Below are 20,109 nucleotides of genomic sequence, written 5' to 3'. Positions count from 1 at the left end.
ACGCGCGAAGAACGCGAAGAAACGGACACGAGGGTATGACGCAGCAGATCGTCAGCAAGGCCGTCGGGATCGACCTGGGCACCACCAACAGCGCGGTCGCGGTCATGAATCCCGCCGACAGCGAGATCGTCCTGCACCGCGACCCGGTCACCAAGTCCGCCACCACGCCCAGTTGCGTCTGGCGCGCCCCGAGCGGCGGTGAACTCGTCGTCGGCCGCAAGGCGTTCGCCAGGAAGGGCAGCACCCCAGAACCGGTCACCTCGGTGAAAAGGCTGATGGGCACGCGCGGGACGGCCCGTCTCGGGAGCGAGGAACTCTCCCCGCCGCAGGTGTCCGCCGCCATCCTGCGCGAGATGAAGCAGCAGATCGAGGCCGACGTCGCCGCCTTCGACACACCGACCGCGCGCTGGATCGTGGACCGCGCCGTGGTGACCGTGCCGGCGTACTTCGACCAGCCGCAGATCGACGCCACCCGGGAGGCCGCCGAGCAGGCCGGCCTTGAAGTGCTCGGACTGCTGCACGAACCGACCGCCGCCGCCAGCCACTACTGCTGGCGCACCGCCACCCAGAACGGCACCTTCCTCGTCTACGACCTCGGCGGCGGCACCTTCGACGTCAGCGTGCTGCCCTGCACCGCGGGCACCTTCGAGGTGCTCGGCATCAGCGGCAACAACCGGCTCGGCGGCGACGACATTGACACGGCCCTCGCCCGCCACCTCCAGGAGATGCTGCGGCGCGACGGCTACGCCCTCGATCTCGACCCCGAGCGGGATCCCGAGGACGCGCTGCGCTTCAGCCAGTTGAAGATGCTCGCCGAGGGCGCCAAGAAGGCACTGACCGACCGCACCGAGTTCGTGCTGCGGGACGCGGGCCGGCTCATCGACCAGCAGGGCGACCCGGTCGTCGTCGAGGCACTCCTGGAGCGCGCTGAACTCGACGCGGTCGCCGGACCCCTCATCGAGCGCACCTTCACCTACTGCGACGAGGCGATCGGCCGCGCCGAGGAGCGCGCCGGCATCACCCTCGCCGACGTCGACCACATCATCCTGGCCGGCGGCTCCACTCATATGCCGCTGGTGCGGGAGATGGTGACCCGCGAACTGTGCGGCCCGGCCGCCCCCGACTCGCCGCGGCAGGTCCGCGCCGCCTGCGCGGAGCCGGTGTACGAGCAGGTCGACACCGTGGTCGCGCTGGGCGCGGCGGTCCGCGCGGCGGCCGTCGGCGGACTCGCCGTCTACGACGAGCAGCGCACGGTCCGGGTCTCCTTCCACGGCAGCGCCGCCACCGGCCGCGCCGAGACCTCCGTCGGCGGCACCGTCCAGGCACTCGTCGAGGGGCTTGACCTCACCGACGGACAGGTCCGGCTGACCACCCCGGGCTTCGAGGACGAGACCGACCTCCTTGCGGACGGCACCTTCGCCTTCCAGGACGTACCCGTGCAGCCGGACGCCGAGACCCAGCTCGCCTTCGAGGTGTACGACGCCTACGGCGACCTGCGCGCCGTCGCCGGCCGTCCGATGGCGCACAGCTCGGGCGAGCAGCGGCCCACCGGCGGCACCGGCGGCGCCGCGCTCAACGCCAAGGCCGTGAAGCTGGAGGTCGCTCTGGGGGACGGCAGCACGGACCGGGTCGGGCTGGTGCCGGCGATGCAACAGCTGCCGTACGAACGGGACTTCGAGTTCACGCACCCCGGCAAGGAGCGGGTCGAACTGCGGCTGTTCCAGCAGAGCACGCCGATCCAGGTGATCACCGTGGAGGTGCCGTCGTCCACACCGCGCGGCACCCTGATCCAGCTGAACGTGGCGATGCATGAGAACGCCGCGATCACCGTGCGCGGCACCATCGGCGAGACGTCCTTCGACGTGCCGGTGGAGCTGCCCGACGAGCGCCCGATGCCCGAGCAGACGGAGATCGACGCGCTGTACCGGGGCTTCGAGGAGAACGCCGGCTACCTCCCGGCCGGACCGCAGACCATCGCCCGTACGAAGTGGACCATGGTGCGCAAGGCCTTCGAGGAGGCACGCGGCAGCGGTGACGTGTCCTCGGCCGTGCACGAGTTCCAGGAACTCCAGCAGCTCGCGGACTCCGTGACCACCCAGCACTCCCGCGGCCTCGAACCGCCCAAGCAGGACTTCGACGACCTGGTCGAGGCATGCCAGAGCCTGCACGCGTACCTCGTCCAGAACGGCGTACCGCAGGGCAAGACCTTCGACGCGCCCGAGATGTCCCGCACCATCGAGGACCAGCGGCAGCGCGGTGAGCGGGCCTGGGCCAACAGCGACCAGCGGGCGTACGGCGAGGTCATCCAGCAGCTGCACCGGATGTACCGGTACCTGGAGCAGCTGATGCGGACCGAGTCGGCCCCGGAGCTGACCCCCGCGGTGCGGGCGGAGGAGCTGGTGCGGGCCGGAATGCAGGGGAGCCAGGAACTGCTGCGGGTGGCCGCCGGTACCGGCAGGACGACGGAGCAGCGGGAGCTGGAAGAGATCCGGTACAAGCTGGAGCAGCTGGCGCCGTCACTGGCGACCGACCCCGAGCGGGTGATGCAGGAGGCCGGGAAGCTGATGGCGCGGCTGCGTCACCTCGCGCGCCTGCTCCTCGGCGACGGCGGTGCGGACGAGGTCGGCATCCCGATCGTCACCGGCGAGTCGTACTCGGGCGGTGGGCTGCGGTGACGGTCGTCTGCCCCATCGCCCGCTGCCGTGCCGAGAACGAACCCACGGCCGGCAGCTGCCGCCGCTGCGGCACCCCGCTCCAGGCGTACGTCCGGCTGTCGGCCCACGCGGCGCGCCTGTTCAACGAGGGCCTGGCCGCCGCCCGTTCCGGTGACCACGCCACCGCCCGCGACCGGTTCGCCGCCATCGTCCACTGGTACCCGGACGACATGGAGGCCCACAACGCCCTGGCGCTGGCCTGCTACCACCTCGGCGCCCCCACCGAGGCCCACCACCACTGGCACCTCGCCCTGACCCGAAACCCGAACGACCCGGTGGCCCACCAGGGCATCGCACACCTGACGTCGGCGAGCGGGCCCGCGGACGAGCCGCGCCAACCGGCGCCTGCAGCACCGGTCCCTGCCCAGTCGCAGCCCGCGGCGCCGATGTCCGCCCAGCCGGCGCCCTCCCGGTCGGCATCCGCAGAGCCGCCGACGGCCGAGTCGGTGCCTGTTGAGCCGGCCTCCGCCGAGCTGAACCCCGCCCAGCCGACGCCCGCCCAGCCGGTCTCCGCCGAGCCGGTCTCCGCCGAGCCGGACCCTGCCCAGCCGACGCCCGCCGAGCCGGCGCCCGTCCAGCCGGCGCCCGCCGAGCCGGCGCCCGCGCCCGACCCCGTCAGCCCAGTGGATTCCGCAGTGCCTGAATGAGCAGTTCCGGCTCGACGCCCAGTTTCTGCAGCAGGCGTCGGGCCGAGGCGTCCTCCTCGGTGAGGAGCGCGATCAGCAGCGCCTCCTCGCCGACGGGGCCGTCCGCCTCCGCGATCGTCTGCTCCAGCCGGGCCAGGGTGCGCCGGGAGAAGTCCCGGGGCCGGGCCCCGCCGAGCGGCGCCAGCGTGTGATACGCGTCCGTCCCCTCCTCGCCCTGCTCCGCCAGCGCCTCCTGCAGCACCTCGCTGCCGGTCATCGCGAAGGCCTGCAACAGCAGGTACGTACTGATCTTCTCGCCCTTCACCGCCGCCAGCAGCCGCGCGCACCGCACCGCCGTCGCCACCGCAGGGGAGAGCCCGTCCAGGCTGAAGACGTCGTCGCCCGTCTGCGGTCCCCGCCGCTCGACCGTCGGCGACAGCAGCCGGTCCGGCCGGATCCCGAAGAGCTGGAGCAGCTCCGCACAACTGCCGCCCCCCGTCTCCAGGAACGCCGTCGAGATGTCGTCCACCCCGACCGCAGAGCGCCCGTCGCGCACCACGGCCGCCTCGGCCCCCTCCAGCACCCGCTCGACGGTGTCGGACAGGACGATGCCGCCGCCGTCCGGCTTCGGGCCTGCCCCGACCTTCGTGCCGTTCGTGCCGTTCATGCCGTACGAGCCCGTGTGGAACGACCCCGTGTCACCGGCGGCCGGCGTATGGCTCTGCAGCTGCCGCAGCACCTCGGTCAGCAGCTGGAGCCGCTTCGCCCCGATCCGCGCCGCGGCCCGCTCCCGCACCTTCTCCGTCTCCAGCAGCGCGGTCAGCAGGTCGACCGACGTGACGATCCCGCGCACCGAGCCGAACCGCCTGGTCCGCCGCAGCAGCCCGGTCGCCTCCGCGGAGAACCCCGGCCGCCCCGGCTCGGCCTTCTTCCGGTCGTCGCGACGGATCGGTTCGGGCTCCGCGGTGGTGGTGATCCGGACGCCTGGATCGCCGTACAGCACGAACGACGCCCACGCCCCCTCCGACTGCTCCGCCAGCAGGGCCCGCGCCCTGCGCACCGCCGTGCCCGCCGCCATGTGGTCGCGCAGCTGCCCGTAGAACGCCTCGGCGAAGCGCAGCGCCCCGGCGTCCCCGACCGCCGTACGCGTACCGACGACCGTCTTCGCGCCGACGACCATGAAGGCCATGCAGGCGTTCATGGTCTGCGCCGCCTCCGCCTGCGCCCGCGGCGCCGAGTCGAGCATCGGGTCCGCCGAGGCGCAGCCGTTGATGAAGACGACGGGCGGCGCGCCCCTGCGAGCCAGCGGCTGGAGCGCGTCCATCCCGATGAACTTGCGGTCGTGCACCATCAGCCCGGCCGCGTCCGGCACCCCGGATACATGCCCCGAGTAGTGGAAGAGGTCGTACGGCCGCTGCTCGCGCGCCAGCTCCCCGACGACCCTCGACAGGGTGGCCTCGCGGCCGGTCAGCACCGTGCACGCCACCCCGTTCTCACTCAGCCACGCGCTGATCCGCTCGGTCTCCTCCCGCGCGGAGGCCAGATCCCCCAGGGTGTCGCCGACGACGAGCGCCCTGCGCACCTGGTCGATGCTGCGTCCGGTCACCACCGGACGGTCGACCTTCGCCCGGCGTCCCATGTCATGCCGCAGCCCGAGGAAGTCGCCCTCGTCGTGCAGGAGTTCCCACGGGATGAGCACCTCGTTGCTCTGCACCAGCAGCGGCCCGGTCGACTCGCGCAGCCGCCGCATCAGCTCGGGCTGGCCGGCCTGCGGAAAGAGCGCGTCGTAGAGCAGACTGCCCAGCCTCGCCAGGCTCTCGCGCAGTTCCGTGGCGGCCGCGGCGTCCGTGCTCTTGAGCACCTCGTCGATCTCCATGCACAGGTCCTTGACCAGGTCCTGGCTCACATCGACGGTGTGCTCCTGCTCCAGCGGCCCGAGCACGGACCCGTCACCGGACTTGAGTTCGTACGAGTACTGGGTGCGCCCGCGCCGCGGCTCCGACACCCGGACCTGGAGGACCGTCATCGCTCAGTCCTGCCGGTGTCGGTCGTAGAAACGGGCGATCGCCTCGTTCATGGCCCGCTCGGGCGGGTCGACGAGTTCCAGCGTCTCGCCGTCCAGCGTCACGATCACCCGCGGTGCGGCGGCGTCCGCCCCCGACGCGGTGGGCCTGTGCGCGGCCGCCTCCCGACGCCGGGCGAGCCATGCCCGTACCGTCTCCACGATCGCCACGACGTTGCCCGCCGCGCCGACCAACAGCGTGGTGACCTCGACCAGTTCGGCCACGCGCTGGTCCGATTCCGGAGCGGTGAGGTGCGTGCGCTCGACACGGGCGGCCCCCGCGGCCGTCAGTGCCCGGCGCAGTTCGGCGAGCTGCTCCGGTGCCGGGTCGGGCCCGTACAGCGCCAGCTCGAGTGTGAGCTCCCCGTCTCTTCCCGACGCCGACGTGCCGACCGACTCTGTGGCCACAACTACCTCCCATGCCCGACGGGCAGCGGAATCAGGTTCCTCACCAGCGTGGCACCACCATCGGCGACGGGCCATCAGGTCACGCCAATTGCCGGGATCCGCCGCGGGAGTTGACGGCGAATGAGGAGAGGGCGTGACGAGGACGACCGCCCTCGTCACGCCCTCTCCTCATCGAGCAGGCGGTCAGCCGGTCACCGGTAGTTCACGAACTGCAGCGCGAAGTCGAAGTCCTTGCCCTTCAGAAGGGCGATCACGGTCTGCAGGTCGTCCCGGCTCTTGGAGCTGACCCGCAGCTCCTCGCCCTGCACCTGCGCCTTGATGCCCTTGGGACCCTCGTCCCGGATGATCTTCGCGACCTTCTTCGCGTTCTCCTGGGAGATGCCCTCCTCGATCGACGCGAAGATCTTGTACTCCTTGCCCGAGAGCTGGGGCTCGCCCGCGTCCAGGGACTTCAGCGAGATCCCGCGCTTGATCAGCTTGGACTGGAAGACGTCGAGAACGGCCTTGACCCGGTCCTCGGAGTTCGCCTCCAGCAGGATCTTCTCGCCGGACCACGAGATCGAGGCGCCCACGCCCTTGAAGTCGTAGCGCTGCGAGATCTCCTTGGCGGTCTGGTTGAGGGCGTTGTCGACCTCCTGCCGCTCGACCTTCGAGACGATGTCGAAACTGGAGTCGGCCATGTCCTGTGGCTCCTTGTATCGGTGCGTAAACGGGGGTGCGTACGGGTGCGTATCGGCGTACGTGGGGGCGGCGCCGAGCCCGGCGTGCTCCCGGGCCGCATCCGCACAAGCCTAGCCACCCGCGGTCCTGCGGGCGCAGATCAATCAGGTGGCGAAGCACCCCCCGGCATCGGGTATCGTTTACGTCGTTGCCACGGAGCACCGCCGAAAGACGGTTCGAACGGGCAGCAACCCCGGCGGTGTGCCCGAGCGGCCAAAGGGAGCAGACTGTAAATCTGCCGGCTCAGCCTTCCCAGGTTCGAATCCTGGCGCCGCCACCCTAAGAGAGACCCCCTCCGAACTGCGGAAACATAGTTCGGAGGGGGTCTCTTTTTGTTCGAAGGCGCCAGACCGACCAGAGGGCGAAATGCGCGACTTGTCTCACTTAGTCCCGGGTGCGCACCAGCCCTGATCAGGGCGTGTCCCCCAGGCGTCCCCCGGGGGACGGGGCATCGCCGTCCCATTCGCGCAGGCCAGCCTCGATCTGGCGGTTCGCTCGCTCCTGCGCTTGCGCGAGGATCTTGGCGTAAACGCGAAGAAGTACGGCCACCGAGTGGCCGGCGCGACGCGCGACCTCCATGGGATCGACCCCGAGATAGACCAAGAGAGAGACTCCAGCGGCCCTCAAGTCGTACGCACGCCGTGCCAGAGGCGATTCGAATTCGTGCGGCGACAACGCCTCTTCGCGAGCGGCTGCCCAGACCTCGCCATAGCCCGTGTCCTGGATCACGCCGCCCCGGCTGGTGCGGAACAGACGACCGTCGGGAGCGGTGCCGAAGCGCTCGATGTGCGACCTGAGCATGGCGACGAAGACAGGAGGGATCGGCACTACCCGTGAGTCGCGCTCAGCGCGCGCCTTCAGGTGGCGGTCCTGGTGTGCTCGGTCGTCGTCGGTCCAGGCGTGGCCGGCGTGCACGATGCCGCCGCGGAGCGTGATGTGGCCCCATCCGTCTTCCGGGAGGTGGCACTGCGAAGCGGTCAGGCCAGTCGCCTCAGCCGGGCGCGTGAGCGCGTTGTAGAGGCATCCGAAGAAGGCTTCGAGATGAGCGCCCCGTTCACCCTGCCTGCGCACGGCGGCGAGCAGCTCCCGGACCTGACGGGGGTTGGCGACGCTCGCCGGGTCGACTTCCTCCGCGGACTTCGGCGCTGTCCATTTCAACGTGGACAGCGGGTTCACGGGGACGCTGAAGTATCGCCGTTCGACCGCGAGCCCGAGAACGTCGCTCAGGCACGCTCGCTTGCGGCGAGCCGTACGCCCAGCGGCGGGGGAGCCGTTCAGGAGCGTCGACAGGGCATCGAGCGCTAGACGGAGCGTGGCGGGATCTTCGAGCGCGGACACCGGCAGAGAATTCTTCTCCACCCAGCGCAGAGCGCTTGCTACTTCAGCGGGCGGTTCCTGGTCCCAACGGCTCTTGTTGTACGCCCATCCGTACAGAGCGGTGCGGAGTGTGCGGGGCGACGGCCGGCCGGCCGTGCTCTTCATGAGTGCGGGCGTGATTGTGGCGAGTGAATCGGCGTCGTTGCGACGGGACTTGGCGGGGAGGCGGTCCCATCTGCGGTCGACGTAGGCGCGGGTGTGCTCGTACCAAGTCACAGAGCCGTTCTGCGCGCGCAACTCAGAGGCAGGGAGACCCGTTTCCGCGTCGAACTGCTCGCCTTTGCGGAGCGCGGTCATCAGCTCCGAACGCCGCCCGTCGGCTTGGGCCTTGACGGTGTAGCTCTTGGAGTGCTTCTGGGCTCCGACGAGCCAGCGGACGCGGTAGGGCTTTGGGCGGTCGCGCCGGGTCTCGATGCTGTAGATGCGGACGTCGTACGTGAGGGGCATGGCTCTCCAGGCACGAAAGGGGCCCGCCTCCATGGGAGGCGGGACAGAACCGGGGGCATGAGGTAGGTGTCAGCCATAATCCGCACAGACGACGCCTCCGGCGGGGGCGCTCTGACTCTGGGATGGCAAGGGGCGCCGTTCGCGGGTGCCGGTCGTGGGTGGCTGGGGCGTGTGTGGGACGACGGCGGACGGGATGGCAGCGGGGACCGCTCTGGTTCCGCAGAGCCTTCCAGCATGGAATGGCACCAACACCAAGAATCGAGCCTGATCACGACACGGATTCAGGACACCATTTCAAGAGAGTCTCTCGAACAATGTTGGTAAAGAACCACAGGTAGATAGGGACCTCGTCAGGATTCCAGGCAGCGCCGCCCTGAACATAGGTGGCAGTTTTATCCGGACGCTCTGGGCGACCAGTTGCATCCTGTTCCACGGAGTCGTACATCATGGGAGGGAATGGCATTCCCTCGTGCAGCACATTCGACCTGTGGTTATAGATCTTCTTGATGGCGCCGTCGAGCTGTGCCCAGTCACCTTGATGCACCGCTTGGGGCCGGGCTTCCGGTGGGTCTGGGCGGTAGATTTAAAAAACTTCCGAAGCCGTTGACCGGCTCCTAACAGTCTCTCGAACTCCTTGGCAATCAACGGTAGGGCATCAGCACCGCCCTCCAGCGACTTCATCGAGTGTGCTGCCGCCGGATACGCATCTTCGAATGCCTGCGTAGCATCGATCTCTTCGGTCTGTACGTGGACAGCAACCACCTCCAATGCGGTCACCAGCCGCAGCCACGCCTGTTCTGGATCACTGTCGGCGATCCACAATGCATCTGCAAATTGTCGCGCCGCCTTGGCGAGGACGAAGGCATCCGCAGCCCCGAGACTACGGTACTTATGGAGAAAATTAAGGCCATTTGCCAGAGGGTAAGAGGCGTCGAGGACCTGGGGGTACTGGACACGGCCGTGACGAACGGGTACAAGCCCAGGAGCATGATGCTTATACATGTGCGGCACACCAGCCGGATCTTCGGTCGGGCGAAATCGGCGGACGGGGCCGCCGGAGCGTAGCCGGATCCCCAGAGCGAGGCTGGGCAGCGCCGCGATCTCCTCGTCCGGGTCTAGACCGAGCCACCACTTCCGGCGCTTAAGAGCAACGGCTGGAAACTCGCCACCGGTAGGTTCTGGCTTAGGGTGAGCATGTCGAATCCGAAGGATGAGCTGTCCCGTGGGCTGGGATCCGACGGCAGCACCGGTGAGAAAGAATCTGAAGGGTCCCACCGACCCCTCTTCTTCCCCTATGAGCATTGAGTCGCTGTAGAGCAGATACTCCCAACCCTCCGACTGGACGTCGACGCTGCGGAACAGCTGCCAGCCGCGAGGTGCCTCGAGTTCACTCGCCTGCGGTGGTCCTTTTGCCTGACCCATGCTTGCCTCAGAAAAATCTGGCCATTCCAAGCAGCCGTACGCCGGTCGCGTCACGCTGGTGTCCTGCCCCCGGTGATCGCCTGCGGCGGGCTTGGTAGTGGCCGACAGGCCCCACGGACGCCGTCGTGGTCGATCGACTTGCTTGCCCCGCGCTTCGATGTCAGTCGGGCCGCGATGCGCTATCGCCCGTTGTCACGAGGGCGGTGACGGGGCAGGCGTCTGCCCCGCCTCAACCTGGTGCAACTTGTCGGCTGCTCGAGCGGCCATCTGCTGCGTGAGATCCGCGTCCGGGGTGCCCAGGTCGGCAATTTCAACCGCGGTGATGGCACTCCCGACGCGAATCAACAGGAAGTTCACTCCGACGGTCACACTGTCGACCGCCCCTGTGAATCGCATTGCTGCGCTCTCGTCGCCGTAGGCGGGAATCGATAGTAGGCCCGCAGTGAAGGAGACGTCTGTGCCGTCCACCTTTGACGTGAATTGCGAGCACTTCTGGGCGAAGTCTCGGACGTTGGCCATCGCGTCCTTAGCCCTCCTTCCGGTGTAGACGGCAACGCTGCTTGCGACGAAGGGGCCCGCCGTGGACTTCTCGAACTCCGCGTCACCTGATTTCGATGCAAATGTGCTGTGGCGGGCGCGGAGGGTGTCCAGCAGCTGCTGGCAGATCACATCGTCCGTCTTCAGATCTGAGCTGTCGCTGCTGCTGTTGGACTGGGCGTATCCGGTCGGCATGTCACCGATCTCGAGGCGTGCGGCGTCAAGCTGGGCCCTGCTGAGTGGAGCGCCGGCCGGTGTATTCGTCGCGGGTGCGGACGTCGCCGCGGGGCCTGTCGGCACGGGAGACGGCCCCGATCCGCCGGAGCATCCGAGAGCGGTCGCGGCGACGAGCGGTAGCCCTGCCATTGCGTACACCCGACTTCGGCGGCCCATCTGATCGTCCTCCCGGATCCGGTGCTTTCCACGACACCACCGGGCAACGCGCAGAGCCATCAGACCTCGGCTGATCGAGCGACAAGCGAGCGCGTCTCAAGCGCCGTGACCATCTCGGCCCGCATCGACGCCGCCCACCTGTCTCGCAACTGCTCGTACCCTGCTCGGGTCGCCCCCCACAGCCAGCCATGGATGTCCGCATGCGCGGCGTCAGCAGAGCCCAGCGGTGCCTGGTCCGGGCACTCCGTTGCCACCGTCAAGTCACAGCGAACGCAACGACCAGCACTTGGGATGTGACCGTCGCTCTTCGCAGCTCACGATTTTCATTTGGTGTGATCTTGCGGCATCTGGGGCGGTGACTGCTTCGCTTGGTGAGCGGAAGGTGCCGCACGGTTTGTGGGAGCTGTTCGAGCGCGTGGTGCCCGGCACTGCCGGAACGCCCGCAGAGCGGCGGCCGGCACCGACGCGGGACCGGGAAGTCTAGTCCAGCTGTATTGACATGAAGCGTTGTTCACGCGGCATTAGACGGCCATCTCGGTCAGCACTGCCGCGCATTTCGGGGACACCGCTGATGTTGTGCCCCGTCACCAGAGCTCGTGGCCTTAGCTTGCACAGAACGACGGGTCGTATGAGCCCGGTCAAGCGAAGGAGCATCATGTCGTTGCACAGAGCTTTCATTGGACAGATTCGGCGAGCACTGGCCACGGTCACGGTCGCTGCCTCAGTCACAGGACTCAGCCTCGTCGGCGGGACCCCCGCCCACGCCGACGCGGTTGTCGACTGTAATAGGGGCGACTCTCTCCAGACGGCGATTGACGACGCCATTGAAAACGCCGCGGGAACGACACCGACCCTGACCGTCACCGGGTTCTGTGAAGGCACCTTCACCATTAAGGGTGACCTAAACATCCAAGGGTCCCCAGGCGCAGTACTCGATGCTGGTCACGCGGGTCCCGTGATCACTATCACCGGCGCGAAAGTGCAACTATCCAATCTCATTATCAGAAACGGGGCAAACATGGGAAATGGGGGCGGCATCACCGTAGGCGCGAAGGGGTCTCTCACGCTTAATACCTCCCGGATCACCCGCAACGCGGCAACGAAGGGTGGCGGTATTTATAGCGGCGGTTCGCTTGTAGTCAAAAACTCGCAGATTACCGGTAATACCACACCGGCAGAGGGCGAGGGCGGCGGTGTCTACGATACGGGTTCCCTCGCGGTCGAAAATTCCCTGATCACCAGAAATACGGCGGCCTTCGGTGGCGGTATTTATAATTTCGGCGGAGAAGTGACTGTTAGCAACTCACTAATCCGCCGCAACACCGCAACTGTCAGCGGTGGGGGAATTGAAAACGCGAGCGTGTCGGGCGGTACGGTGACCCTCACTCACTCGCAGGTCGCCAACAACAGGGCTTCGGCAGGAGACGGTGGCGGAATCGACAACAACAGCTCCAGTCAACTGACGCTCGACAAATCCATCGTTTCCCGCAACACCGCGTCCGACAACGGCGGCGGCATCAACAATTTCGCTGGCGACATTACGTTGGATATGTCCCTCGTCACCCTCAACAGGGCGAGGAACGGCGGTGGCGGCATCAACAACAGCAGCGGCACGGTGACGCTCAACACCTTCTCTCAAGTCATTTACAACATTCCGGACAACTGTGTCAACTGCTCCTAACGCACAGAACGCGACAGAAATGACTATGGCGGCTCGAAGATCGGTGCTCACTGGCCGGCACGGTCCCTTAGCCATGAAATTTTCTATTTTCCGGCGCGGGACATCGCGCCGCTCCCATCGGCGGCTTCCTGCCTCCTTCGGTGTCCTTGCCCTGGTGGGCGCGTTCACCGTCCCTGTCGCCACCAGGGCTAATGCTGTCGCGCCGCCAGTCCCCGCGCAGGCCACCGTTTCCATCGACACTAGCTCAGGGGGTATCGATCGCTTTCACCGTCACCGGGAATATGGGCACTCCGCCCACCGGTAGCGTGTAGCGTAACCTGGTCCGTCAAGACGACTCCGTGCCATCACGGCCACGATTGTGACAGCGACCCAATTACCACTCCGCTGACGACCGTGGGGGAAGTTTTACTCGGGCCACTGGGTCGTCGAGTGTCGCTGCGCCGCGGTTGTCGTTGATGCCGCCTCCGCCGCCGGAGCACATTCTGATTTCGGGGCGGCTGGGGAGTTGCAGCCGGTGGCTGAACCGAGCACCACGGAACCACACGTGCCGCCCACAGCCGGCACCCGGCCTGTCGGGAGAGGACCGGCGCGGAGCCCCGCGGAGGCGCACGGCCGGTGTGTGCGTTGACAGAAGCTGTCGAGATGCGCGTGGTCAGTGCTGGGCGGAAACTGATGAGGACGTTGCAGGGATGGGCGGGGCCTGCATGGCGGTCGACGCAGCCGGCGGCGTAGGACATCGCTTCATGACCCAGAGATACCGTCTACACGCGCGGCGCCGTTCACGAGCAGCTGAAGACGAGGAGGACGACGATGTCGGATGAGACGCCGCGGCCGAAATCCTCAGGCGACGAGCGGGTTGAGGAAGAACAGCGGACAGCTGATGAAGAAAAGCGGGTACCCGAAGAGCACGTCGAAACCGATGAAGCGTCCCTGCAACAAGCCGTTGCCTTCGCGCTGACCCACGGGCCCGAGGTGCCCTTGCTACCTCCTCCACCACCTCCTGACATGCTGGCCTTTCCTAGCCCACCGCCCGACGATGCAGAAGGTGGTCCGCTGGACCCGAAGAGGGACGACATGCCTACTGCTCTAGCCTCGGGCCAGCAGCAGGGGGTGCAGCCTGAGCGGAAGGAGAAGGAGCGGAAGAAGACGCTGAAGCAGGAACAGGAGGAACAGGGGCTGCCGCCTGAGCGGAAGGAGCAGGAGCAGAAGAAGACGGAGAAGGAGGAACAGCGGGAGTTTGTTAGTTCATACGACGAATCTCGCCGACGCGATTCGAGTGCACGTCGTTTTTCCGTGGCTCCTATCGAGGAGAAGCGGCCTGCTTTCACGGGCACAATCACGCCGGAGCGTAGGCGGCAGCTTGAGGAATCAAATAAGGCTCAACTGAAAAAAGTGCCGCAGGGAGGGAAGGTACAGTTTGACTTGCAGAGATTGCCTAACGGCGAGGTGCTCCTGGTCATAGGAGATGCTGATCTGGGATGGCTCGGTCCGAGGGAGGTCGTCGGGTATTTGGAGAAGACCTCGAAAGGTAAGAAGTTCTCGCGCGGTTCCATCACCGTTCATCTTCATCCTGGCAGCGGTTTTGTCGAGGGCGATGTTAGAAAATTGCTCGGCTTCACGAAAAAGGATGTGAGTGTAAGCAGTGCCCCTCCGGCAACATTGGACGATGCATGGCAGTCCACGGAATACCGGCGAAAGGTCATAAAGTTCTTCAATGCAAATTACATTGGGGAGAGCGTTAACTGGATCCAAACTTGTGACGAGTTCCTTGGGACCGCGACCCAATTCTCGGAAGGCGGAGCCCAGCCTGAACGGTCAGGGGGTAAGGCTGATCGAGAGGTGACGAAGGAGCAGAAGTCGCTGGACGCTGCGAGAGCTGAAAGGGCCGCCGCGTCGATATTCGAGTTTTGTTCGAACAAGGACGTTGATATTAACCTGCCCTACGAAGTGAGGAAAGCGATTCTCGATAGTCTCCAAAGTGGTGACATGGAGAAATTCATTGAAGCGGTTAAGGCTGGCAGGAACGAGATTTGGAAACTGCTGCAAGAAAACTATCGGGTCACGTTTCATCTAAATACGGAAGAAGGCTGGCTGAAGTAGGTTCTCGCTGCTAAGCCAAGTACTGCAGCCGGTCGTTCATGTGACGTGATAATGAACGGGTTCGCTGGTGGTGCATGGGGCGGACGCTGCCGCCCGGTCTGGGCTGGTGTGATGATTTGACCGCGGACGAGGTTCCAACCTGGGACGCGGATCCGGAGGGGCGAGCCGTACCGGCAGCGGGCCCTGTCAGACTCCTTGCAGCCGCCCGGCTGCGTTGTGCGCGTCGGTGGACGTGTTGTCCCGGCCGGCCTCGCCGGAGAATTTGCTGGTGCGCGGCCTGCTGCCGGACGTGCCGCTCTAGAAAATGTGGAGGATGAACCCAGCCTTACGCCGCCAGACTGCAGCTCGGCCAGCCGGGCCGACGAGGTTGTGCACAGCTCCTGGGGTCATGTCTGCGGAGCCGGATCGCTGAGCTCGCGTCTACGCACTACTTCCCCCAGGTGTCCCCCGACGAAGCTAGTCGCAGGGGACACCGCAGGTCGAATACGGTGGGTGGAGCCCGCTGTAAATCTGAATCCTGGCGCCGCCACAGTTCCAAAAGAGTCTGTGACCAGCAGCAATGCTGATCACAGACTCTTTTGGCGTTCCGAGACCACTGCTCGTCGGGGTTGCCGTATCTGGCTGCTGTACAGCAGGGCCTCGACATCCCGCCCGTTCACCGATTACGGCGCCGGGCTGACAGGCGGAACGTGGCGGGATGGCCCAGGGGACGCTCCTGGGCCCCCCGGAACGGAGCATCGAGTCTTGTGCTGCGGTGGCCGGCGGCTGGCCACCGGCCACGGGCCACCGGCCACCGCCCGACGGAGTCCGGTCAGAACTCCAGCACCTCGCGGTCGAGCGGATACCGCGCCCGGTGAAGGCCCTCGTACGGCGAGGGCGTGATCGGCAGCACGCCGGTCGGCTGCAGGCCCAGGTTGTCGTCCCAGATCCGGGGTTCGACCTGTCCGAGGACGCGGAACTGCCGGAAGGTGAACGGCGGGCTGTCGGTCGGGAAGAACTCGGCCGTGGTCATCACCTGGAAGTGCAGGTGCGGCGTGGTGGAGTTGCCGCTGTTGCCGATCAGCCCGAGGACCTGGCCGGATCGGACGCGCTCGCCCTCCCGGACGTTGAGCGATCCGGGTTCCAGGTGGGCGTAGAGCAGATAGCGGCCCGGTGCGACTTCCAGGGTGACGTGGTTGCCGACAGTGTCCTCGATCGGCGGGATGGGCGGCGTGACGGGCGGCGGGTTGTCCGGGACCCCGTCCTGCACCTCCACCACTCTGCCGCCGGCCGCGGCCACGACCGGCTGACGGTAGCTCAGGTAGCTGGTGAGCTGTGTGGGGTCGCCTTCCCAGGTCTGCCCTTGCTCGCCGACCCGGTACCAGTCGATCGCGAAGCGCTGCGGAACGTCGAAGCGACCGTTGATCGGGCCGAGGCCGCGCCGGTGGTGGGTGTTGCCGCAGCACGACTCGCTGGCGTACCAGGCGCCGGGGCGGACCGGCGGGCTCAGGTTCAACGGCGGGATGCCGGAGGTCGGGGTGGCCTGCACCGTCTCCTCGAAGGCGGAGGGGCCGGAGGGGGCCAGGACGGCACCGGAGAGGTGGTGTTCGAGGACCCTGGGCACCCGCTGACCGCGGTCGAGGGTCAGGTCGAGCCAGATGATCCACTTCTGGGAGCCCTGGATGACGGTCGGCGTCGGCGGCGGGGGCGCCGGGGTGTACCCGTCCGCACCCGGCAGGGGGTCGCCCACCGGATTGGCGGCCTCGGCCAGCGCCTGCCCGCTCAGCGAGCCGACGACCCGGTGCGTGCGGGCGTCTTGGACGTCGACACGATCGAGCCGCAACGGCAGGCTGCTGGGCAGTGAGCTCGTGGTGAGCAGTTCGTACGAGAGGTGCGTCCTGCCGTCCGTGGCGACGAACGGCGTCGGTTCGGTCAACACCGCCGCCGTCAACGGCGTGAACTGTGCGCCGGGCGCCGGAGCGGCCGCGCCGGTCGCGTATCCGGGTCCCGCTGAGGCCACCAGCATGCCGGCCGCGAGCACGGCAGCGGCGAGTCCGTGAAGTAGCGGGCTGCGGCCAGTGCGTTTGCGAGGGTCGCGCTCTGCCATTGCGCTCTTTCGTTCGTCGGATCCGGGGCCGTGAAGGACGCCGGCGCACCCCGCGCCGAGGCGCAGGCCCATGTAATCCGGCGGTGCGCCACTCCGGGCGAACGGCGCTGGAGACAAGTGCCGAACTACACCCGTCCAGCCGCATCGTGGGCAGGCCGTCTCCGGGCCGCGGGATCTGCCGACTCAGCCTTCCCCGGTTCGACGTACCGGGATACGTCCGCATCCCGGCGCCGCCGCGCTGAGAAAGGGACCCCCTTCCACGCTGCGGAGACGCAGAGTAGAAGGGGGCCCCTTCGTTCTTCGAGGGTTCTCGGCGGCGTACGGCGGAACTACTCCCCGCTATGGGCCAGTTCGATGTCGTGGTCGTCCGTGGCGGTGTCCGAGACCGTCACCGTGGCCGCCTGGGGCGGGTAGCCCGTCGCGATGACCGTGTAGGCGCCGCTGTCCAGGTCGGAGAAGGCGTAGGCGCCGTCGTGCCCGGTCCTCGTCGTGGCGACGACGTTGCCCGCGGCGTCGACCAGGGTGACCCGCGCGTCGCCCAGCGGCGCGCCCGCACCGCGCACCGTGCCCCGCACATGGGCGCCCGGCCGGAGCTCGACCTCTATACGCGTGGTGCCGCTGCCGCCGATCTCCACGGGCACCGCCAGCGGGCGGTGCTTGGGGGAGTTGACGGCGAGCGTGACCGCTCCCGGGACCAGGTCGGTGACTGTGAACTCGCCCAGTACGTCGGTCCGTCCGGTGGACAGCACGTCCCCGCGCACATCGGTCACGATCACCACGGCATCGGCGACCGGCGTCCCGCTGTCCGCGGACCGCACCAGCCCGGCGAGGCTGCTCGTGCCGCTGAGCAGGACGTCGTACGAGACCGGCCCGCCGTCGACGACGAGCGTCGAGGCCTGCGGCTGGTAGCCCTCGGAGGAGGCGATCAGGACGTACGAACCCGCGGCGGGCGCGTCGACGCCGTACGAACCGTCGTTCCGCGCGACCGACCGGCTCAGCTGCTTCCCGCCCAGCGAGATCAGCGTGACCGCGGCCGCGGCGACGGGGACGCGGTCCGCCCCCAGCACACGACCGCTCACCGGGATGCCCCCGCCGGTCACCGGCACGCCCTCACCGGTCACCGGCACGCCCTCACCGGTCACCGGCACGCCCTCACCGGCCACCGGCACACCGGCACCAGCCGCCAGGACCCCGGCCCCCGTCTCGGACAGCCCACCACCGCCCGCGCCGCTCGCCTCGTCACGCCCCCGAGCGCCCCCCGAGACATCGGCCCCGGCCTCCATCCCGCTCCCGACCCCGGCCTCACTCCTCTCCGCAGCCACCCCCATCCCATGCCGCGGAATGAACGAAGCCACCACGAACGCCAGCAGTGCCGCGCCGCCGCCCACCGCGAGGACCGTCTTGAAGCCGTCCTCCGAGGGGAGCGCGACCCCGCCGAGGTCGGTGGTCATCTGGGAGAGGATGACGCCGGCGACGGCGCTCGCCGTCGACGTGCCGATGGACCGCATCAGGGTGTTGAGGCTGTTGGCCGCGCCCGACTGCGACGGCGGCACCGCGCCCATGATGAGGGCGGGCATGGCGCCGTAGGTGAAGCCGATGCCGGCGCCGATGACGCAGGACACCAGCACGAACTGCCAGACCTCGGACATCAGCACGATGTTGAGGCCGTAGCCGGCGGCCACGATGAGGGAGCCGAGCATCAGGCTGGCCTTGGGGCCCTTGGCCTTGGAGAGGGCCGCGGAGATCGGCGCGACGGCCATCATCACCAGGCCGGACGGGGCCATGACCAGGCCGGCGGTGAGCAGCGACTTGCCGAGACCGTAGCCGGTCGCCTCGGGCAACTGCAGGAGCTGCGGAAGCACCAGCGACATCGCGAACATGCCGAAGCCGAGCGCGATCGAGGCGAGGTTGGTGACCAGCACCTGGCGGCGGGCGGTGGTGCGCAGGTCGACCAGCGGCTGGTCGGTGCGCAGTTCGTACCAGCCCCACAGCAGCAGGACGACGACGCAGGCGGCGAACAGGCCGAGCGTGGTGCCGCTGTCCCAGCCCCAGTCACCGCCCTTGGAGATCGGCAGCAGCAGGCAGAGCAGGCCGGCCGCCATCCCGATACCGCCGACGAAGTCGAAGCGTCCGCCCGTGCGCACCTTCGACTCGGGCACCACGAACAGGACGAGCAGGAGCGCCACGACGCCCATCCCCGCCGAGCTCCAGAACAAGACGTGCCAGTCGAAGTTGTCGGCGATCAGCGCGGCCGCCGGCAGGCCGAGCGCGCCGCCGACGCCGAGGGAGGCGCTCATCAGGGCGGTGGCCGAGCCGAGCCGTTCCGCGGGCAGTTCGTCGCGCATGATGCTGATGCCGAGCGGGATCACGCCGCTGGCCGTGCCCTGCAGCGCCCGCCCGACGATCATCGGGGTCAGCGAGTCGCTGAACGCGGCCGTGACCGAACCGGCGATCAGCAGCACCAGGCTGGCCAGCAGCATGCGGCGCTTGCCGTACATGTCTCCCAGCCGCCCCATCATCGGGACGGCCACGGCGGCGGCCAGCAGTGTCGCGGTGACGGCCCACGCCGTGTCGGACGCGGGGGCGTCCAGCAGCTTCGGCAGCTCCGGGACGATCGGGATCACCAGGGTCTGCATCAGCGCGACCACGATCCCGCCGAAGGCCAGGACCGCTACGACGGCATTGACCCGCGGCGCCGCGGTCACCACCCCGTCGTCTTCGGCGGGTCGGGGAAGTGCGTGGGACATGGGCCGGGCCTCCGTGGGCATTGGGCGTCGGGCATGGGCGCACGGGCGTCGGGCGCGCGCGACAGCCCCAAGCTAAGTCAGTTGATTGACTTAAGCAAGAGGGTCAGGGGGCGCCTCCGGATCGCTGCGAGCCACCGTCCGTTTCGCCATGCCCCGGGCAAACCGGGGTACCTTGCCCGGTATGGGACGGATCGACTACCTGCACGACCCCGCCGCCCCGCCGGCGAACTCGGTGGTGCCCCCCGTGGTGGCGTTCGTGCAGAACGGTGCGGGTTACGTGCTCATGATCCAGCGCTCCGACAACGGCCGTTGGGCACTGCCGGGAGGCGGGCACGAGGTGGGGGAGTCCATCAGCGACACGGTGGTGCGCGAGGTCCGGGAGGAGACCGGGGTCGACGTCGAGGTCGTCGGCCTCTCCGGGGTCTACACCGATCCCGGCCACGTCATGCGCTACGACGACGGGGAGGGCCGCCAGCAGTTCAGCATCTGCTTCCGGGCGCGTCCCACGGGCGGCGCACTCCGTACGAGCAGCGAGACCCCCGCCGTCCGCTGGGTCGCCGCGGACGACCTGTCCGGCCTCGACATCCATCCGACCATGCGCCTGCGCATCGACCACGCGATGGACTGGACCCGGACGTTCCCCTACATCGGCTGACTGCCTCGTCCGACCGCCTCGTCTGACCGAGACGACTGCGACCGCCTCGTCTGACCGAGACGACTGCGACCGCCTCGTCTGACCGAGACGACTGCGACCGCCTCGTCTGACCGAGACGACTGCGACCGCCTCGT

At 67.9% G+C, this 20,109-nt stretch carries 13 protein-coding genes and 1 tRNA gene; 6 read left to right on the top strand and 8 right to left on the bottom strand.

What is annotated here, in order from left to right:
* Positions 1 to 35: 35 nt before the first annotated feature.
* Both ACGFYN_RS23190 and ACGFYN_RS23185 read left to right on the top strand, forming a co-directional pair.
* Positions 36 to 2,675 carry an Hsp70 family protein gene (locus tag ACGFYN_RS23190; RefSeq protein ID WP_393867727.1) on the top strand — a complete coding sequence of 880 codons (2,640 nt, stop codon included), beginning with the start codon at positions 36 to 38 and terminating at the stop codon, positions 2,673 to 2,675.
* Positions 2,672 to 3,361 carry a hypothetical protein gene (locus ACGFYN_RS23185; RefSeq protein WP_393867726.1) on the top strand — a complete coding sequence of 230 codons (690 nt, stop codon included), beginning with the start codon at positions 2,672 to 2,674 and terminating at the stop codon, positions 3,359 to 3,361. Before ACGFYN_RS23190 ends, ACGFYN_RS23185 begins: the two co-directional genes overlap by 4 nt.
* Here the strand turns inward: ACGFYN_RS23185 and ACGFYN_RS23180 are convergent.
* From ACGFYN_RS23180 to ACGFYN_RS23170, 3 genes are all read right to left on the bottom strand, one after another.
* A complete protein-coding gene (locus ACGFYN_RS23180) occupies positions 3,330 to 5,366 on the bottom strand; it encodes a CHAT domain-containing protein (protein ID WP_393867725.1) in 2,037 nt (678 codons plus the stop codon). The genes ACGFYN_RS23185 and ACGFYN_RS23180 overlap by 32 nt on opposite strands.
* A gap of 3 nt (positions 5,367 to 5,369) precedes the next feature.
* Positions 5,370 to 5,810, bottom strand: a complete 441-nt coding sequence (locus ACGFYN_RS23175; RefSeq protein ID WP_393867724.1) for a hypothetical protein — start codon at positions 5,808 to 5,810, stop codon at positions 5,370 to 5,372.
* Between the two features lie 191 nt (positions 5,811 to 6,001).
* Complete coding sequence (locus ACGFYN_RS23170) at positions 6,002 to 6,490, bottom strand: YajQ family cyclic di-GMP-binding protein (RefSeq protein WP_393867723.1); 489 nt, start codon at positions 6,488 to 6,490, stop codon at positions 6,002 to 6,004.
* Between the two features lie 235 nt (positions 6,491 to 6,725).
* Here ACGFYN_RS23170 and ACGFYN_RS23165 point away from each other — a divergent pair.
* Positions 6,726 to 6,807: transfer RNA gene (locus tag ACGFYN_RS23165), tRNA-Tyr, on the top strand.
* A gap of 134 nt (positions 6,808 to 6,941) precedes the next feature.
* On the opposite strand, the gene ACGFYN_RS23160 is transcribed toward ACGFYN_RS23165, so the two are convergent.
* The 3 genes from ACGFYN_RS23160 to ACGFYN_RS23150 form a co-directional block, all read right to left on the bottom strand.
* Entirely contained in the window at positions 6,942 to 8,354 is a 1,413-nt protein-coding gene (locus tag ACGFYN_RS23160) for a tyrosine-type recombinase/integrase (RefSeq protein ID WP_393867722.1), read from the bottom strand.
* 444 nt (positions 8,355 to 8,798) lie between these two features.
* Positions 8,799 to 9,830, bottom strand: a complete 1,032-nt coding sequence (locus ACGFYN_RS23155) for a hypothetical protein (protein WP_393867721.1) — start codon at positions 9,828 to 9,830, stop codon at positions 8,799 to 8,801.
* A 138-nt stretch (positions 9,831 to 9,968) separates the two neighbouring features.
* Complete coding sequence (locus ACGFYN_RS23150) at positions 9,969 to 10,508, bottom strand: hypothetical protein (protein ID WP_393867720.1); 540 nt, start codon at positions 10,506 to 10,508, stop codon at positions 9,969 to 9,971.
* 853 nt (positions 10,509 to 11,361) lie between these two features.
* Here ACGFYN_RS23150 and ACGFYN_RS23145 point away from each other — a divergent pair.
* The gene (locus tag ACGFYN_RS23145) at positions 11,362 to 12,387 is read left to right on the top strand and encodes a hypothetical protein (RefSeq protein WP_393867719.1); all 1,026 of its coding nucleotides are present in this window, start codon (positions 11,362 to 11,364) and stop codon (positions 12,385 to 12,387) included.
* Positions 12,388 to 13,197: 810 nt separating this feature from the next.
* Positions 13,198 to 14,487, top strand: coding sequence for a hypothetical protein (locus tag ACGFYN_RS23140; protein WP_393867718.1), 1,290 nt, complete (start codon positions 13,198 to 13,200; stop codon positions 14,485 to 14,487).
* Positions 14,488 to 15,298: 811 nt separating this feature from the next.
* Here ACGFYN_RS23140 and ACGFYN_RS23135 read toward each other — a convergent pair.
* The gene (locus ACGFYN_RS23135) at positions 15,299 to 16,573 is read right to left on the bottom strand and encodes a M23 family metallopeptidase (RefSeq protein WP_393867717.1); all 1,275 of its coding nucleotides are present in this window, start codon (positions 16,571 to 16,573) and stop codon (positions 15,299 to 15,301) included.
* Between the two features lie 329 nt (positions 16,574 to 16,902).
* Positions 16,903 to 19,320, bottom strand: a complete 2,418-nt coding sequence (locus ACGFYN_RS23130; protein ID WP_393867716.1) for an MFS transporter — start codon at positions 19,318 to 19,320, stop codon at positions 16,903 to 16,905.
* A 181-nt stretch (positions 19,321 to 19,501) separates the two neighbouring features.
* Here ACGFYN_RS23130 and ACGFYN_RS23125 point away from each other — a divergent pair, with 181 nt between their 5' ends.
* Positions 19,502 to 19,975 (top strand): NUDIX hydrolase, encoded by a 474-nt coding sequence (locus tag ACGFYN_RS23125; protein ID WP_393867715.1) that lies wholly within the window; start codon positions 19,502 to 19,504, stop codon positions 19,973 to 19,975.
* The last annotated feature ends 134 nt before the right edge of the window (positions 19,976 to 20,109 follow it).

The sequence above is a fragment of the Streptomyces sp. NPDC048419 genome, assembly GCF_043200415.1.
Classification (GTDB): domain Bacteria; phylum Actinomycetota; class Actinomycetes; order Streptomycetales; family Streptomycetaceae; genus Streptomyces.
The sequence above is the reverse complement of the archived record's forward strand: the minus strand, read 5'-3'. Positions and strand labels throughout refer to the sequence as shown.

What these genes read in the sequence shown, in the direction of transcription:
- ACGFYN_RS23140 (WP_393867718.1), top strand. Translation starts at nt 13,198, where the DNA reads ATGTCGGATGAGACGCCGCGGCCGAAATCCTCAGGCGACGAGCGGGTT.
- ACGFYN_RS23150 (WP_393867720.1), bottom strand. Translation starts at nt 10,508, where the DNA reads ATGCCGACCGGATACGCCCAGTCCAACAGCAGCAGCGACAGCTCAGAT.
- ACGFYN_RS23145 (WP_393867719.1), top strand. Translation starts at nt 11,362, where the DNA reads ATGTCGTTGCACAGAGCTTTCATTGGACAGATTCGGCGAGCACTGGCC.
- ACGFYN_RS23160 (WP_393867722.1), bottom strand. Translation starts at nt 8,354, where the DNA reads ATGCCCCTCACGTACGACGTCCGCATCTACAGCATCGAGACCCGGCGC.
- ACGFYN_RS23130 (WP_393867716.1), bottom strand. Translation starts at nt 19,320, where the DNA reads ATGTCCCACGCACTTCCCCGACCCGCCGAAGACGACGGGGTGGTGACC.
- ACGFYN_RS23190 (WP_393867727.1), top strand. Translation starts at nt 36, where the DNA reads ATGACGCAGCAGATCGTCAGCAAGGCCGTCGGGATCGACCTGGGCACC.
- ACGFYN_RS23135 (WP_393867717.1), bottom strand. Translation starts at nt 16,573, where the DNA reads ATGGCAGAGCGCGACCCTCGCAAACGCACTGGCCGCAGCCCGCTACTT.
- ACGFYN_RS23170 (WP_393867723.1), bottom strand. Translation starts at nt 6,490, where the DNA reads ATGGCCGACTCCAGTTTCGACATCGTCTCGAAGGTCGAGCGGCAGGAG.
- ACGFYN_RS23180 (WP_393867725.1), bottom strand. Translation starts at nt 5,366, where the DNA reads ATGACGGTCCTCCAGGTCCGGGTGTCGGAGCCGCGGCGCGGGCGCACC.
- ACGFYN_RS23125 (WP_393867715.1), top strand. Translation starts at nt 19,502, where the DNA reads ATGGGACGGATCGACTACCTGCACGACCCCGCCGCCCCGCCGGCGAAC.